General features: G+C 45.0%; 18 protein-coding genes. 10 read left to right on the top strand and 8 right to left on the bottom strand.

Annotated features, from left to right (window positions below):
* Positions 1–114: 114 nt before the first annotated feature.
* Genes IT393_03950 through uvrB form a run of 6 tightly spaced genes read left to right on the top strand, consistent with a single transcriptional unit; the run spans position 115 to position 8,014 of the window.
* Positions 115–879 carry a slipin family protein gene (locus tag IT393_03950; protein MCC7201805.1) on the top strand — a complete coding sequence of 255 codons (765 nt, stop codon included), beginning with the start codon at positions 115–117 and terminating at the stop codon, positions 877–879.
* Positions 879–1,454, top strand: coding sequence for a DUF4390 domain-containing protein (locus tag IT393_03945; protein ID MCC7201804.1), 576 nt, complete (start codon positions 879–881; stop codon positions 1,452–1,454). The genes IT393_03950 and IT393_03945 overlap by 1 nt, the downstream gene beginning before the upstream one ends.
* Entirely contained in the window at positions 1,451–3,628 is a 2,178-nt protein-coding gene (locus IT393_03940; protein ID MCC7201803.1) for a HAMP domain-containing protein, read from the top strand. The genes IT393_03945 and IT393_03940 overlap by 4 nt, the downstream gene beginning before the upstream one ends.
* Positions 3,629–3,631: 3 nt before the next feature.
* Positions 3,632–4,999, top strand: coding sequence for a sigma-54-dependent Fis family transcriptional regulator (locus IT393_03935; protein ID MCC7201802.1), 1,368 nt, complete (start codon positions 3,632–3,634; stop codon positions 4,997–4,999).
* A gap of 14 nt (positions 5,000–5,013) precedes the next feature.
* Positions 5,014–6,012 carry a galactose-1-phosphate uridylyltransferase gene (gene galT / locus IT393_03930; protein ID MCC7201801.1) on the top strand — a complete coding sequence of 333 codons (999 nt, stop codon included), beginning with the start codon at positions 5,014–5,016 and terminating at the stop codon, positions 6,010–6,012.
* Between the two features lie 10 nt (positions 6,013–6,022).
* Positions 6,023–8,014 carry an excinuclease ABC subunit UvrB gene (gene uvrB / locus IT393_03925; protein MCC7201800.1) on the top strand — a complete coding sequence of 664 codons (1,992 nt, stop codon included), beginning with the start codon at positions 6,023–6,025 and terminating at the stop codon, positions 8,012–8,014.
* Positions 8,015–8,033: 19 nt separating this feature from the next.
* Here uvrB and IT393_03920 read toward each other — a convergent pair whose 3' ends face one another.
* Positions 8,034–8,303 carry a DUF4321 domain-containing protein gene (locus IT393_03920; GenBank protein MCC7201799.1) on the bottom strand — a complete coding sequence of 90 codons (270 nt, stop codon included), beginning with the start codon at positions 8,301–8,303 and terminating at the stop codon, positions 8,034–8,036.
* Positions 8,304–8,360: 57 nt separating this feature from the next.
* Between IT393_03920 and IT393_03915 the strand changes: the two genes are divergently transcribed.
* The gene (locus IT393_03915; GenBank protein MCC7201798.1) at positions 8,361–8,642 is read left to right on the top strand and encodes a DUF721 domain-containing protein; all 282 of its coding nucleotides are present in this window, start codon (positions 8,361–8,363) and stop codon (positions 8,640–8,642) included.
* Here the strand turns inward: IT393_03915 and hpt are convergent, their stop codons facing one another.
* Both hpt and IT393_03905 read right to left on the bottom strand, forming a co-directional pair.
* Positions 8,643–9,173 (bottom strand): hypoxanthine phosphoribosyltransferase, encoded by a 531-nt coding sequence (gene hpt / locus IT393_03910; GenBank protein MCC7201797.1) that lies wholly within the window; start codon positions 9,171–9,173, stop codon positions 8,643–8,645.
* Between the two features lie 198 nt (positions 9,174–9,371).
* A complete protein-coding gene (locus tag IT393_03905) occupies positions 9,372–10,043 on the bottom strand; it encodes a hypothetical protein (protein ID MCC7201796.1) in 672 nt (223 codons plus the stop codon).
* Positions 10,044–10,088: 45 nt separating this feature from the next.
* Here IT393_03905 and IT393_03900 point away from each other — a divergent pair, with 45 nt between their 5' ends.
* On the top strand, positions 10,089–10,538 hold the full coding sequence (locus tag IT393_03900; protein MCC7201795.1) for a hemerythrin domain-containing protein: 450 nt from the start codon (positions 10,089–10,091) through the stop codon (positions 10,536–10,538).
* A gap of 154 nt (positions 10,539–10,692) precedes the next feature.
* Positions 10,693–10,893 carry a hypothetical protein gene (locus IT393_03895; GenBank protein ID MCC7201794.1) on the top strand — a complete coding sequence of 67 codons (201 nt, stop codon included), beginning with the start codon at positions 10,693–10,695 and terminating at the stop codon, positions 10,891–10,893.
* A gap of 38 nt (positions 10,894–10,931) precedes the next feature.
* Here IT393_03895 and IT393_03890 read toward each other — a convergent pair whose 3' ends face one another.
* The 5 genes from IT393_03890 to IT393_03870 all read right to left on the bottom strand — a co-directional run bounded on the left by IT393_03890 (position 10,932) and on the right by IT393_03870 (position 15,464).
* Complete coding sequence (locus IT393_03890; GenBank protein ID MCC7201793.1) at positions 10,932–12,053, bottom strand: aldo/keto reductase; 1,122 nt, start codon at positions 12,051–12,053, stop codon at positions 10,932–10,934.
* On the bottom strand, positions 12,019–12,909 hold the full coding sequence (locus IT393_03885; protein MCC7201792.1) for a zinc dependent phospholipase C family protein: 891 nt from the start codon (positions 12,907–12,909) through the stop codon (positions 12,019–12,021). Before IT393_03885 ends, IT393_03890 begins: the two co-directional genes overlap by 35 nt.
* 77 nt (positions 12,910–12,986) lie before the next feature.
* A complete protein-coding gene (locus IT393_03880; protein MCC7201791.1) occupies positions 12,987–14,321 on the bottom strand; it encodes a hypothetical protein in 1,335 nt (444 codons plus the stop codon).
* Between the two features lie 22 nt (positions 14,322–14,343).
* Positions 14,344–14,913, bottom strand: coding sequence for a penicillin-binding protein activator LpoB (locus tag IT393_03875; GenBank protein ID MCC7201790.1), 570 nt, complete (start codon positions 14,911–14,913; stop codon positions 14,344–14,346).
* A 41-nt stretch (positions 14,914–14,954) separates the two neighbouring features.
* A complete protein-coding gene (locus IT393_03870) occupies positions 14,955–15,464 on the bottom strand; it encodes an NYN domain-containing protein (protein ID MCC7201789.1) in 510 nt (169 codons plus the stop codon).
* Positions 15,465–15,545: 81 nt separating this feature from the next.
* Here IT393_03870 and IT393_03865 point away from each other — a divergent pair, with 81 nt between their 5' ends.
* Positions 15,546–16,115, top strand: coding sequence for a manganese efflux pump (locus IT393_03865; protein ID MCC7201788.1), 570 nt, complete (start codon positions 15,546–15,548; stop codon positions 16,113–16,115).
* The last annotated feature ends 88 nt before the right edge of the window (positions 16,116–16,203 follow it).

The following is a 16,203-nucleotide window of genomic DNA, read 5'->3' as shown; positions in this document are numbered from 1 at the left end:
CCTTAGTCCCCCTTTTTGAAAGGGTGATATATACTCCCCCCCTTTACTAAAGGGGGGGGAGGGGGGATTTGAAACTGCATCTTCGGATGAAAGATTAAAGAAAGGTGGTGTAATATGGAGCTTTTTTTAAGTCCTCTTATAATCATAATAATAGCAGTAATGTTTTTGTATAGCGCCATCAAGATACTCAAGGAATATGAGCGGGGTGTTATATTTATGCTCGGCCGCTTCTGGCGGGTAAAGGGACCGGGTCTGATCGTCCTCATTCCAGGAATTCAAAAGATGGTCAAGGTAAGTCTAAGGACGCTGGTACTGGATGTTCCTACGCAGGATATAATTACAAAAGACAATGTCTCTGTGAAAGTCAGCGCTGTTGTCTATTTCCGGGTGATTGATGCACAAAAGGCTATTATTGAGGTCGAGGATTATTTTTATGCGACATCTCAGCTTTCACAGACTACACTGAGGAGTGTCCTTGGACAGGCGGAACTTGATGAACTGCTGTCCGCAAGAGATAAATTGAATCAGGACCTCCAGCGCATACTCGATCGTCATACTGAGCCTTGGGGAGTAAAGGTGTCCAATGTCGAAATAAAGAACGTTGACCTTCCTCAGGAGATGCAGCGCGCGATGGCCAAGCAGGCCGAGGCGGAAAGGGAGAGGCGCGCGAAGGTCATCCATGCAGACGGCGAGTTCCAGGCATCACAGAAACTTTCGGACGCTGCAGGCATTATGAGCGCAAACCCGACGACACTGCAGCTCAGATATCTTCAGACACTTACGGAGATTGCAACGGAGAAAAACTCCACCATAATATTCCCTTTACCGATCGACATACTGTCATTTTTTATTAACAGGAAGGAAACTGTTAAGCAATAATGATTTTCAGGGCGATTGCCATACTGGCAACCTGCATGTTGCTCTGGACGTCTGCAGGGCTGACGGCTTCAGACGGTATTTCTGATATCCTGATTACAAAAGGAAATAATGAGCTGTTAGTCTCTGCAAGGCTCATGGGAGGCTTTACCCCTGAGATTAAGACGGAGATTATCAATGGTGTGAGTAAAGAGTTTTTTTATTACATGGTAATTAAAAGGGTGATGCCGAACTGGCTCGATGAAGAGAAGGTATCGGGCACAGTAAGATATTTGATTAAGTATGATATCCTCAAGAAACAGTTCCTTGTTACCAGGACAACTGCCGGATCAACGTCGGAGCAGATCTATGATTCATACGATAATATGGTTGCAGATTTGTCGCAGTTGGAGAGAATAGGCCTTACACCATTAAATGCTCTCAGTAACAGGGCACAATACTATGTGAGTATAAAGGCGGAAATGAAGGCAGGGAAACTCCCCTTCCTTCTGCGGTACCTCTTTTTCTTTGTCCCGTATTCACGGTTCAGTACAGACTGGTATGATTCGGTTGTCTTTATGGCAAGAGACCTGAAATGAAGAAACCTGTAATCATCATATCAATATTTCTTGCGATAAGCATAGCGCTGACAGTTGCTGAAGTTGTCCTTTCAAAGAGCGGGACATCACTCCTTCACAATAATATCCTCATACTTACGCTTTTCAACGTAAACATAATTCTGATGGTGGTCCTGCTTTTGCTCCTTTCCAGGAATGTTGTCAAATATATCTTCGACAGGCAGCAGACAATACTCGGAAATAAGTTCAGGACCAAGTTGATAGCGTCATTTGTCGGTTTCTCACTTATTCCATCAATCCTGCTTTTTATTGTTGCAAGTGGTCTTATTACAAACAGTATAAATAACTGGTTCAACATACAGGTCGAAAAATCACTGAAAAACTCATTCGATGTGGCACAGAGCTATTATGAAAAGGAAAAAGATAAAACCATGCATTCAGCAGAGGTTATAGCGAAGAGGGTGTCTGAAGAAATATCATATAAGAGCAATCAGAAGGCCAGTCTGATAAAAATAATTGAAGATGAGAAGGCAGATTACAAGATGTCCGGTATAGAGCTCTTTGATAAAAACGGGAAACTGCTCGGCCGCTCTATTGACAAGTTCCTTGTCAAGCGGGGATATTCAGGGGCATCAGCAGAGTTTGTGAAGAAGGGTCTGAGGGGTGAGAAATCAGTTGTTGTGAAGACACTTGAATCAGGAGATGCTGTTATAGCTGTTTCACCTGTTTATTCAGGTCTGCCTGAAGGGGAGGGCTTAATCGGCGCTGTCGCAGTAGTCTCCCATATCAGAAAAGGTCTCGTGGAAAAGATGGTGGAGATCACAAGACTTTATGAAGAATACAATCAAATGGCCCTGCTCAAGAAACCGATCAAGAGCAGCTACATATTATCATTCCTCACAATAACCCTTTTGATCATGTTTTCTGCGACATGGTTTGGCTACTACCTGGCTAAGAATATTACCACGCCTATCCAGAGTCTTGCGGAGGCTACGCAGGCTGTTGCTGAAGGGAATCTTGATGTGAAGGTTGATGCGTCATCAAGGGATGAGATCGGCGTGCTAATCAATTCATTCAACAAAATGACGTGGGATCTGAAACAGGGCAAGTCTGAACTGGAGGAGGCTTACAGCTCTCTTAGGGATTCGAATATAGAGATAGAGCAGAGAAGGGCATATATGGAGACTGTCCTTGAGAATATTGCTACAGGGGTTATATCTGTTGATAAAAATGGGTATATAACCACCTTTAACCGTGCGGCAGAGACGGTACTTGATATGCCTAAGGAAGCAATAAAAGGGAAGAATTTTCAGGAAATTCTAAGCCGTATACCTGCTGATGCAGCGCGCGACATTATACGGAGAATAAGAGGGGGAGGGGGAACACTGAAGGATGAAGAGATCCAGTTCAATATAAACAACAGGAGCATAACTCTTCGGCTCAAGATGACTGCTTTATATGATGCCGATGGAAATTTTTCGGGTAATGTCATAGTCTTTGACGACCTGTCGGAGCTTATTAAGGCGCAGAGGATAGCTGCATGGCAGGAAGTTGCAAAGCGTCTGGCCCACGAAATAAAAAATCCGCTTACCCCCATCCAGCTTTGCACTGAGCGGCTCAGGAAAAAACATTATGAAAGGGCGGAGAACTATGATAAAATTTTCGACGATTGCACAGGCACAATAATAAATGAGGTTAATGCCCTCAAGATGATGCTGGACGAATTCTCGGGTTTTGCGAGGATGCCTGTGGCAAAGCCAACGATCAATGATCTGAATTCTGTCATAAAGGAGGTTCTGTCATTATATCGGGAGGCACACAGGGAAATTACTTTTACAGAAGATCTTTCTGAGTCAATGCCTGGGATAAATATTGACAGGGAGCAGTTTAAAAGGGTATTTGTAAACCTGTTCAAGAACGCTGTTGAGGCTATTAACGGTACTGGCAGGGTGTTCATAAAGACAGAGTATGACAGCAGGAACAGCAATGTGCGGGTTGAAATAGCCGACGACGGCGCAGGGGTCCCCCCTGAGGACAGGGAGAGGATTTTTATCCCTTATTTCTCAAGGAAGAAGAGCGGGACCGGTTTAGGATTGGCTATAGTCAACCGAATAGTTTCTGACCATAACGGACGAATTTTGGTAAGTGATAATGTACCGAGGGGCACAAGGTTTGTTATTGAATTACCGGTGTAGAGCATGTCCGACCATATCCTAATAGTAGATGATGAAAAAGGCATACTGGATGTCCTCTCTGCCGTACTTGATGATGAGGGTTATGCCATCACTACTGCGGAAAACGGGAGTGCGGCGCTTAAGAAGATAAAAGATAATACGCCGTCTGTAGTGCTTCTTGATGTCTGGCTGCCTGATATTGACGGGCTTGAAGTGCTGAAGGAGATTAGAGATACTTATCCGGGGGTTGCAGTTATAGTTATGTCAGGACATGGCACCATAGAAACAGCGGTCCGGGCCACCAAATTGGGGGCGTATGACTATATTGAAAAGCCCCTTTCGATGGAGCGGGTACACTTAATTATAAAACACGCTATAAACCAGCAGCGCCTTGAGCTGGAAAATGTTCAACTCAAGGGAAGGATTGAGAAGTGGTATGAGATCATAGGTGAGAGCCCTTCAATGCGCTCTTTGAAGGAACAGATAAAAGTTGTGGGGAGATCAAACAGCCGGGTGCTTGTAACAGGTGAAAATGGCACGGGCAAGGAACTGATAGCCAGGTCAATACACCGTGCAAGTCAGCGTGCGGACAAGCCGTTCATTGCAGTGAATTGTGCAGCAATACCTGAATCCCTTATTGAGAGTGAATTATTCGGACATGAAAAAGGGGCGTTTACCGGCGCAGTTTCAGTTCAGAAAGGAAAGTTCGAGATAGCTGACGGCGGCACCCTGTTTCTGGATGAGATAGGTGATATGAGTTTAAATACACAGGCGAAGGTCCTTCGTGTCCTTCAGGAGCAGGAATTTCAACGCGTCGGAGGGTCGAGAAACATCAGGGTGGATGTGAGGCTTATTACAGCATCGAATAAGAGTCTCACAGACGAGATAAAAAAAGGCGCCTTCAGGGAAGACCTTTTTTACAGAATAAATGTTATTATTCTCCATGCGCCACCCTTACGGGAGCGGAAAGAAGACATCCCTCTTCTTGCCAGGCATTTTCTGAAAGAGGTGACAAGGGAGCAGGGGCTAAAGGAGAAAATGCTTACTGAGCAGTCTATAGAATTGATGAAGAGGTATGACTGGCCTGGTAATGTCAGGGAACTGAGAAACCTGATGGAGAGGATGGCAATCATGGCATCCGGAGACCGGATCAACCCGGGTGACTTGTCAATCATCGCAGGGGACCAGCAGCAAAATGCAACTCCTTTTATCAACGTCAGTTCCGGATCGCTCAGAGATGCACGTACGGGTTTTGAGAGGTATTTCATACTGGAAAAGTTAAAGGAAAATAACTGGAACATAACAAAGACAGCTGAAGATTTAAAGATTGAGCGCAGTAACCTGCACAGAAAGATGAAGATGCTCGGAATAAGTGAGGCATCGAATAATTAATAAGGAGGTTTACATTGTCTGAATTACGAAAAGACCCTATAACCGGAAGATGGGTAATAATATCCTCAGAAAGAGGAAGGAGGCCGTCAGATTTTCAGGAGGCCCACCCAAAGAGAAAGGGGGGATTCTGTCCCTTTTGCGCAGGCAATGAAAAGGTTACCCCGCCGGAGATTCTGGCTTACCGTGAGCCTGGTACAGCCTCCAATAGCGCCGGATGGAGCCTGCGCGTTGTGGCAAATAAATTTCCTGCCCTTAAGATTGAAGGGAATCTTGATAAAACAGGCATAGGTCTTTACGATAAAATGAATGGGATAGGGGCGCATGAGGTGATCATAGAGACCCCTCTCCACGATACTACTATGTCAACCCTTCCTGAGAGAAAGATAGAGGATATTATCTGGGCATACAGGGACAGGGTGGTTGATCTGAAAAAAGACAGCAGGTTTCAATATATCCTGATATTTAAGAATGAAGGGGAGGCTGCAGGTGCATCTCTTGAACATTCACACTCCCAGCTTATCGCACTGCCGGTTATCCCCAGACACGTCTTTGAAGAGATTGAAGGGGCAAGGCTTTACTATAATTACAAGGAGAGGTGTATCTATTGTGATATTGTGCGTCAGGAGTCTTTCTCTGAAGACAGGACAATTACAGAGAATGAACACTTTCTTGCACTTACACCGTTTGCAGCCAGATTTCCATTTGAGACGTGGATTATACCCAAGAATCACAACTCATGCTTTGATGAGGCCCAGCCGTGGGAATACAGCAGTTTTGCAAGGATTATGAAGAATGTACTCCAGAGGCTTGACAAGGTATTAAATGTACCCCCCTATAACTTTATTATCCATACATGTCCATTACGCAGCCAGATGAAAGAGTACTATCACTGGCATCTCGAGATAATGCCTAAACTGGTCAGGATAGCAGGATTTGAGTCAGGTTCAGGATTTTACATAAATCCAACCTCACCTGAAGAGGCCGCAAAATTTTTGAGAGAGGCAAAGGTTTAGAATGTAGATTATGCAATTTTGTCTCAAGTCACCCTTAAGACCGCAGGGAGATCAGCCAGGGGCAATCAGTGCCCTGAGCGATGGAATCAAACAGGGCTTAAAACATCAGGTCCTGCTCGGCGTAACCGGCAGCGGCAAGACCTTTACCCTTGCAAATGTTATAGAACAGGTACAGAAGCCAACCCTTGTCATTGCGCCAAACAAGACACTGGCTGCTCAGCTCTACCACGAGTTTAAATACTTCTTTCCTGAAAATGCCGTTGAATACTTTGTCAGCTATTACGACTACTATCAGCCCGAGGCATACATACCGCAGACAGACACATATATAGAAAAAGACTCTTCAATAAACGATGCCATAGACCGCATGAGGCATTCTGCAACCACTTCCCTTCTCCAGAGAAATGATGTGATTATCGTTGCTTCTGTTTCATGCATATATGGACTTGGCTCGCCTGAGGCATACCAGGGTATGCTCCTCTATCTTGAAGAAGGTATGAAGGTTGACAGGGAGGATATACTCAGAAAACTGGTAGAGATACAGTATGAAAGAAATGACTATGATCTGCACCGCGGCGCCTTCAGGGTAAGGGGCGATGTTATAGAGATCTACCCGTCATCTTCAGAGGAGTACTGCATCAGGATTGAGTTGTTCGGTGAATATGTTGACTCAATCTCAGAGATTGATCCACTGAGAGGAGTTGTTAAAAAGCGTCTTGTCAAGACGGCTATATACCCAGGCACCCATTATGTGATACCCCCCAACAGGCTGAAGCGGTCGCTTGAATCAATAAAGATGGAGCTTGCGGAACGAATACGATTTTTTGAAGCCGCAAACAGCCTCATTGAGGCCCAGCGAATCGAGCAGAGGACCAACTTCGATCTTGAGATGATAAAAGAGATAGGCTACTGTCATGGTATTGAGAACTACTCGAGATACCTCAGCGGGCGAAGTGAAGGAGAGCCTCCGCCTACGCTGCTGGATTATTTCCCCCAGGGTTTTCTGCTCGTTATTGATGAAAGTCATGTGACTGTTCCGCAGGTCAGAGGAATGTATGAAGGGGATCATTCAAGAAAGAAGAGCCTTGTGGAGTATGGTTTCAGGCTCCCGTCGGCATTTGATAACAGGCCGCTCAAATTCGCGGAGTTTGAGAAGTGTCTGAATCAGGCTATATATGTCTCTGCAACCCCAGGGCCGTATGAGCTCGAAAAGGCAGGTGGTGCGGTGGTCGAACAGATTATACGCCCAACAGGTCTTACAGACCCGGTCATCACAGTCAGGCCGGCAAAGGGGCAGGTAGATGATCTCCTCGCTGAGATAAGGACAAGGTCAGTCCGCGGAGAGAGGGTGCTTGTCACGACATTGACCAAAAGGATGGCAGAAGACCTGACAGAATATTATCTCGAACTCGGGATTAAAGTGCAGTATCTCCATGCTGACATAGAGACCATGGAACGGGTTGAGATAATACGGGACTTGAGGATGGGGAAGTTTGATGTCCTGATTGGCATTAACCTGCTGCGGGAGGGGCTTGATATACCTGAGGTCTCTCTTGTTGCTATTCTGGATGCTGACAAGGAAGGCTACCTGAGGTCCCACACCTCTCTTATACAGACGGCAGGCAGGGCGGCCAGAAATGTGGCCGGTACGGTAATTATGTATGCTGATACAATCACCGGTTCAATGAGAAAGGCTATTGATGAGACAACCCGCAGGCGGTTCATACAGGAGGAGTATAACAGACAGCATAATATAACGCCTGTCAGCGTAATAAAGGGGATTCAGGAGACACTGTACGAAATATCCGAGTCAGACTATGTTACAATTCCTGCGGTAAAAGAGACTGCAGAGGAATATGTTCAGGAGGATAAACTGGCGGCTGTATTGAAATCCCTGGAAAAAGAGATGAAGGAGGCGGCCAGAAAGCTCGAGTTTGAAAGGGCGGCAGAGCTTCGGGACAAGATAAGGTCACTCAAAGAAAAATGTGTGGGTATCAGGTAGTGTTTGGGTGTATAATTCTCTAAACGTATTTGTAGATATATATGCCGAGGATCGATCCGAGAAGGGTCAATAGATTTGCCCGCAGGCTAAAACCTATTGTAAAAGTCAGTATCCTGATGTCGAGCGTAACAGGAGGGGTGATGCCGATATAAAATCCTTCGGTAAAGATATTTCTGACAGGTCCTTCCGGAGAGATAGCTCGCAGTATTTCTCCAAGTACATTGCCGAGGAGTGCACCAAGAAGAATGAGGATGAGAAGAATCCATATATTCTTTTTAAAGACGGCCATGTATCCGGCATATTACAGGAAAATAATGATAAGTGCAAGCAGGAGGTAGAAAAGCAGATGCAAAAGGTTTCAGGCATCCTGATGAAGCTGATAAAGCAGTACGGTCTCGAAGGCAAGATGCAGGAGTATACTATTGCTGAGAAATGGGAGCAGATTGCAGGCAGCATAATAGCAGCCCACACCAGGCCAGACAGCATTCGCTTCAAGAAGTTGTATGTTAACGTTGATAGTAATGCCTGGATTCAGGAGCTTAGTTTTTACAAGAAAGACCTTGTAGCAAGGGTGAATGACCATTTTGGCAGGCAGATCGTAAATGACGTATTTTTTAAGATAGGATAATCAGGCTGTCTTAAGCTTGCAAATATACGGCAGGTGCCTGAAGCTTTCCTTATAATCCAACCCGTAGCCTACTACAAACTCATCAGGTATTTCAAATCCTTTGTATGCTACAGGCAGGTCTACTATCCTTAGTGCAGGTCTGTCGAGGAGCACGGCAACCTTCAGGGAAGCCGGGTTTCTTGCCTTCAGGATCCTCAGGAGGTAGCCAAGAGTGAATCCTGTATCTATGATATCTTCAATAACTACGACATCCCTGTTTGCAATATTGATATCGAGGTCTTTAATGATCCTTACTGCCCCTGCCTCGCCTCTTCCGGCATCATAAGAAGAGATAGAAAGGAAGTCAATGGCAATAGGTATGGGAATCTCCCTGATAAGATCTGCCATAAAAACAACTGCCCCTTTGAGCACACAAATCAGCACTGGATTCTTGTCTCTGTAGTCCTCAGCAATGGATTTGCCAAGCTCTGAAATCCTCTTCTGCAAGTCATCCTGCGTTATAATTATCTCACTGGTTTCCAGTTCTTTCATTTCTTGACACCCCCCCTTCAGAGTGGTATGATAAGAGTACCCTGAGACACATGGATACTTCAATTGTCCCTCTGGATGTCCCCCGGAGGTGATCAAAGGGACCCAAAGACGGGTAAAGGTTCTGCAAAGTTAGCAGGCTGACGAAAGTCAGAAGTTGGCTTCCGGAACAGACCCTCTTGGACATGAAGCTCCTGGTACTCAGGGTATTTTTTTGTCTTCATGCTCGTATTTCCTTAGCAGTCTTTTATAATCTTTTCCATAAAATAATTTAATATTTATCTCCGGATATAATGTCCTTAACAACTTAACCTTTTTGTTCTTTTTTGTTACGAGACCCTGTTTCATTGTGGTCAATTCGATATATAAATTGAGGTCAGGCAGATAAAAGTCAGGGGTGAAACTTTCAACAACATTTCCAGATTCATCCCACTTTATAGGAAAGGTTTTTGGTTCATAATCCCATCGTATGTGATAGAACTTCAGTAGTTTTGCCAACTCTTCTTCGCTTGGATGGGCAAACGTCACCTCCCTTTCGCCTTTCAGATCCTCGAGGTTTTCAAATTCATCTGAAAGCCCCCTTACAGCACATGCCTCCTCAAGGAGATTGACCATTCTGCGAATCTCAGGGAGCATGGAGACCGGAATCTCGACTCCCCTCTTTGTTGGTGTCAAATCACCCGACTTTGTCTTTAAATGTACACGGATATCAAATACCTGAAGATCTTTCCCTTCAGAAATACTGGCAGCCACCTCTTCATTCTTGCTTATACTGAAACTGTAAACAGGATTAAGTATATTCCCTCCTGCGATAATAGATAAATAGTCGCTGTCCCTATTTATCGCTACTATATCATACACAAAAATTTGCATCAACAGGCTCGCGTGGTATAATACTAAATTGCCGGAGGTGAATATATGGCTTTTACAATTCCAGCATCACTTAATGAAGAGCATGACGAGCTTCACAGGGAACTTGGGAGCGTTACTGAGACTGGCGGCGCAACCGGAGAGGCTGCGAAGAAGGTAGCCATGATTATCCATCCCCATTTTGTAAGGGAAGAGGAGTACGCTATGCCTCCGCTTGGTTTGCTCGAGCCACTTGCTCGTGGAGAGATAAACCCGGAGATGACAGACATGCTCCGTATTACTGATAAGCTGAAGGCAATGCTGCCCCAGATGCTTGCCGAACATCAGGCCATAGTAGATGCACTCATAAAACTGGCTAATATATCCATTAAGGAAAATAAGATGGAAGTAGCCTTTATAGCTAAGAAACTCATAGCACATATAAAGACTGAAGAGGAGATACTCTACCCTGCAGCAATCCTTGTCGGAGAGTATCTTAAACTGAAATTTAACAGGTAAAAATCAAGGTACGGTACAGAATTCAAATAAATTTGTCCTCACAATTTATGTGTGGTATGATGAAAATGAGGCTTAATTCCTGAACCTTGGGTTCCGATAATGGTTAGCACAACCCCTCGGATGCCCGAGGTTACATTCAGAAAGAAGGTGGTTCATGATGTTAACGGAAAAAAGCAAGCTGGCAGAAGCACTGGAGGCGTTTGAAAGGGATTTCATTATTAATACGATGCAGTCCCTGAACTGGAGCCGTAAGAAAACGGCTAATGAGTTGGGTATACCTCTAAGTACTCTTAAATACAAGATGACGAAGCTGGGAATTTACAATATCGTCCCTGGCCGCAGAAGGGCTGCCTGACAGGATTTAAAATATAGCGTTATAACCGCTGGAAACAATTAGTCTTTCCACTTCCTTTTTCCTTCACCGGATGAAAATATTTTGTGGGCTTCTATTAGTAAATCCGGTATGTTGAGTCTTTCAGGGCATCGCGGAAGGCAGTCGTTGCACCTCGTGCAACAAGTTGCCTTTTTCCCCCAGAACCAGTGGTCTGCATTTTCGAACATCCTGTAGCGGTATTTGCCGAACTCTGTCATATCAAAGGCAATTGCAATGTTCCTGAGTCTTAACACCTCAGGAATGTTGATCTGTTCGGGGCAGGGGAGGCATTTATGACAAAAGGTGCATAATGTGCTTCCAAGTTTGTCGTACTGTGCATCGAGTCGTTTAATAATCTCCTGTTCCTCTGGTCTTAACACACCTTCAATTTCCACTGCCTTTAAGTGGGGGTTAAATTCATCAGGATGCGCTGCGCCGACAGTAACTGTCGTTACTTCAGGATGTGATAGACAAAAACGGTCATTAATGGTTATCGGATGATAGGGGGTGGAAAGTCTCTTTAATAGTTCGGGGGCCTTATGAAGTTGTCCCCCCTTGTCCGTAGGTGAAATAATAAGCACACCCATGTCCATCTCGCAAGCGAGTTTAATTGCAGCAAGATTCCTCTGATTGAAGTAGTAGTAGTGCAGGTTTACTGATTCGAACTCACCAGTTCCCATTGTTTTCAGTATCACTTCGACAGGCCCATGCGATGAAAATCCAATATGCCTTATCAGGCCTTCTGACATAGCCTTTCTCACGGTTTCAAGCACACCTCCCTTCATAAGCGTAAGGTTAATCTGCTCGTCATTATTTATGCCGTGAATGTCGAAGTTGTCGAGATAGTCCACCTGCAGTCGCATCAATGATTCTTCTATATATGCCCTGTAGTTCTGGTAGTGTTTTGGCGTAATCTTGGTTGTGAGGAAATATTGAGACCTGTCAAAGCCCTTAAGCGCCCTCCCGAGTATCTCTTCACTGTTGGCATAACCCCGTGCAGTCTCAAAGTGATTAATACCGAGTTCATTTGCCCGGTGGACTGTAGCGACCGCCTGCTCCTCCGGAACATCAGGCAATTGCATTGCCCCGAAGGTCAGGAGTGAAATGCTAAGACCTGTTTTTCCGAATCTCCGTTGATAGATCTGTAACCTCCATGAAGGGAAATACCGGTGTTACAATGGTGGAACCCATACCGTTTCTTTTCATGAATTTTAAGTTCTTTCGCAGGTGCTTGGCCAGGGCAAGATTCTTCCTGCCGGTAGGGTCTTCTTTGATACACGCCGCCGACTCTTCTCTCTGCAGCATGTCCAGGATGGCGTTCAACGACTTCTGATAATATATTTCTGCATCTTCTTTATGTAATACCCATCTGGAGTATGATGAAAGCCTGCCAATCATTTTATGCCACTGTTCTATCCTGTGTATCATCATAACATTGTTAAAAATGGTCTTGTTCGTGCTGAATGAAAGCAGGGTATTCTCAAGGACGCTATCCAGCAGAGGGTCATTGTCAGCATGTACATCTTTCATGATCTTCTGGGGCAGGTCCCAGACTATCTTGTCCGATAAGGCGTCAAAACGCATTTCCCAGTAGATATGCCGCAGGAATCTCGTAGAGTAGGCAGATACCATCTTTTCAGGGACATAATAGTTGTGGGCTATGGTATCTGCAGCGAGATGACTGAGATATCCGTATGCAAATGCCCTTTGTGAGTGGCTTTCTGCCATGCTCAGGACATTGAACCCCACGTGCCAGTTGTGGCAGTGTTTTAATTCTCTGGTAAATCTCTTACCCACCACAATGTCAGCGCTGATACAACCATAAAGATAGTCATATGGGAATGCCTCAAGGAGTGGTTTTACCGGGGCAGCAAGCATGGCAGGATTATTTATTATCTGCCAGCCAAGCTGGAGATGTGTGGCCGGTCCCCATGCAAATGCATCATCCGGCCAAAGGAGAAACAGCGGAAGGACAAGAAGGATCAGAAGTATAGACAATTATGCGCCTCAATAAAATCAGGTACGTTTTTATGTTAAACCAATTTGCCGGTTTTGTAAAGAGATACAGGCACTTATTAATTGGGTCTGCTAATGTACCGGTTTCTTAAAAAAACCTTCTCACCGGACTTTACAATGACCTGATATGACTTTCTCATCAATAACCTGTTATCAGCACCGTAGTACTCTGCCAAAAGCGTATATGTACCTGGCGGTACAGCAAGTCTGGCCATCCTTATCTGAGCCGGCAGGGTCTGCCAGCTGCGCTTGTCTGCCTGTTCACTGGCAATCGCATAAATATTCGTCCCTAATTTTATGAGAACGTCTGCAACCGTGTCCTGTTTAACCGCCTTACTGATTTCAAGCGATGCGATGTACTTTGCTGCAGCCCTCGAAACAGCCTTTGCAGTAATACGGCCTATCCTGTCATCAAGGTCTTTAACGGCAATTGCTGCAATGTCCTCTGCAAGGAACATCTCCTGTGAGGCTGCCATCCCGCCGGAATCAAACAAAGTTATCCCTGCATGTTCAATATCATCCGGCTGTATCACAAACTTTGGCAGGGCAATGCGCAGTTGGTAAATTCCTCCCTTACTGTCAGGGACTGGCGCGTCTATAAAGTAATCCGTTTTAACCGGTGCATATCCATCGAGGCTGAAAAATATTATCTCACCTTCCCACGTCCTCTGATCCTGAGCAACCCAGGAGGCATCAGAAAACATATCCTGATAAAAGCCGTGTTCTTCTTCAAGATTTAATAATCCGCTCAAACGCAGGAGGTCTGCTGGTAACACGGGCGGGACCTGTGTCCCATAGTCCTGTTCGTAAACCTTATATGTTTCAAATGCCTTTCTGTAGGCAATAAAGGCATCATTGTAATCACCCTTCACCTCGTATAGCAGGCCTGTAAGATAACGGGCGAAGGCGTCCTCCTTGTATACATTCTTCTTTTCATATTTATCGCTGAAGGTATTAAGTTTGTGATCAATCTTCCGCGCCTCTACAAGGGCATCATCCCATTGATTCAGGTAAACATAGTTAAGCGCCCCAATAACATTGACCATCACTTTTTCAAAGTCCTCCCCCTCATAAGGGAGTATATTGTCATTGGTAAGCATAGCGCCGGCCTCAGCAGTCACACTCCTGGTGTATAACTCTTCAATCCGTGACTCTGCCCTGTCCAGATAGGCATTGCTCTCAGCGAATCTGCCTGCAAGGTGTAAGATCATCGAGCGGTCGAGGTAGTAGAGCACCCTATTTCTGATGCCATAATCGTCCTTTGATTTTTCAAGGATACGGTCTGCCTCTGTATACTGGCCCTGATAGAGATAGTTGTTTATAAGGGTATAATGATGAATAGCAGGGGCGCAGGAAGAAAGGAGCAGCAACAATAGTAAAAAACCTCTCTTCATTCAGATCCCCGCCGTATTCAGGTTAGAAACCGAAGCGCCGTTTCTCAACAACCTTTTTTATCTTCTTGTCTCCCAGCCAAACCTTAACATTGCTCTCAATATCTATCATCTCAAGGTTAATCTGATAATAAATGACCCTTGTACCTTTTTCTTCATCCTGAATGGTATTTAAGACCCCCTTCAGCATATAATCAGCCCCTGTCTCTTTGCCGACCCCTTTGGCAGTTTCTTCCGTAGCGTGTATCATCTGTTCGGCCCGCTCCTCCCTGATCTCCTCTCTTTCACCACTGGAGGCTACAAACTGCACCAGGCCGGAGTTCGTCAGTTCTTTTTCAATGTCCTTTGTAAATGTCTGAACATTTATATGTTCATGGCTCCTGTTGACTACTGTGCCAACGATGACAGCAGGTTGTCTCTTATTCTTTTCGACATAGATATCAAGCCAGGGTCTTGACAGTAAATCTTTCATCATCGCCTCTGCAACCAGGCGGGAATCTGTGTCATTCCACCTGCCGCTCAAATCAATAGCCTCCTCTGGTTTGACCCTCTCTACTGTGGTGCTTGCACATCCCGCGGTGAAAGCGATCAGCATTAATATTAAGATGAAATATGACTTCATATCTTAGCTCCTTTCTATAATCTGTCCAGCTTCTGTTTGCGCCTTCTTGCAGTCTTTGAAAGCTTTCGGGGGTTGCCCTTTTTCTTTACTGTAACAGGGCGGTAATCTTCATTATCCTCATCCTTCCATTCCCCTGGAGACGCACTGCCTCTGCCTCGCAGCTTTGGTATAAAATCCTCTGAGGGTATGGCCGTATGCCCGTGCGTTTCAGAGAAAGATGCTATCTCTTTGTCAGAGGTTATGACTGTATAATTCAGGTCATCTTCCTTTACCATCCTTTTAATAACGTCATCAGCCTTTTCCCCAAGCCTCGAATAAATGATGATTATACCCATCGTCCTCTCATGACTTTCCTCAGCCCATCCCCCCTTCTCGCCATCAAATACAACTATGACCTCATGAAATTTCTGCGTCCTGTATTGGCTCAGTGTACTGAGAAAACTCTCTCTCCTGACCTCAAAGTTACCTGTCAACCCATCCATCTTGGCCATGAGGTTGTATCCATCAATAAGTATATGTACCATGAGGCAGAATATATACATTTGGGATAAAATTGTAAAGAGAGATTTGACAATTGGCCCATTTAGTATAATTTATAAAATTACATGAGTTTCCTGACTATACTGTTTATTGCTCTTGGCCTTGCAATGGATGCCTTTGCCGTATCCATTGCAAACGGGATTGCGATGAAAACGCTCCATGTGAGGAGGACTTTTACGATTGCACTCTTCTTCGGCGCATTTCAGGCTTTTATGCCGGTGATTGGATGGTTTACCGGACTTGGCCTCAGGGATTTGATAGCAGGCATTGATCACTGGATTGCGTTTGTGCTTCTCTGTGCAATAGGTGTCAAGATGATCTATGAGGCAGGTAAGATAGAGGATGCGGAAAGGGAGACAGAGGTCTTGAGCATATATCTCCTCTTTATTCTCTCAATTGCAACAAGCATTGATGCCCTTGCCGTCGGCCTTGGTTTTGCCTTTCTTAATATCTCCATTGTTACCCCTGTTATCGTTATTGGTCTTGTGACATTTATCCTATCCTGCATAGGGGTTGTCATTGGCGGCAGGTTCGGTCATCTCTTTGAGAAGAAGATAGAGATAGCCGGCGGGGTCATCCTCGCAGCCATAGGCACAAAAATATTGCTGGAGCATCTCGGGTATCTGGCCTGGTGAGGGCTCAAGGCTTTAATATCATATTTCGATAAGGTATAATCCTGGTATAAGCCCATCTTTGAATTAAATTTCATCCTGGACGAAATTA

This window comes from Nitrospirota bacterium, from assembly GCA_020851375.1.
Taxonomy (GTDB): domain Bacteria; phylum Nitrospirota; class 9FT-COMBO-42-15; order HDB-SIOI813; family HDB-SIOI813; genus RBG-16-43-11.
This window is presented reverse-complemented; position numbering and strand designations above follow the sequence as displayed.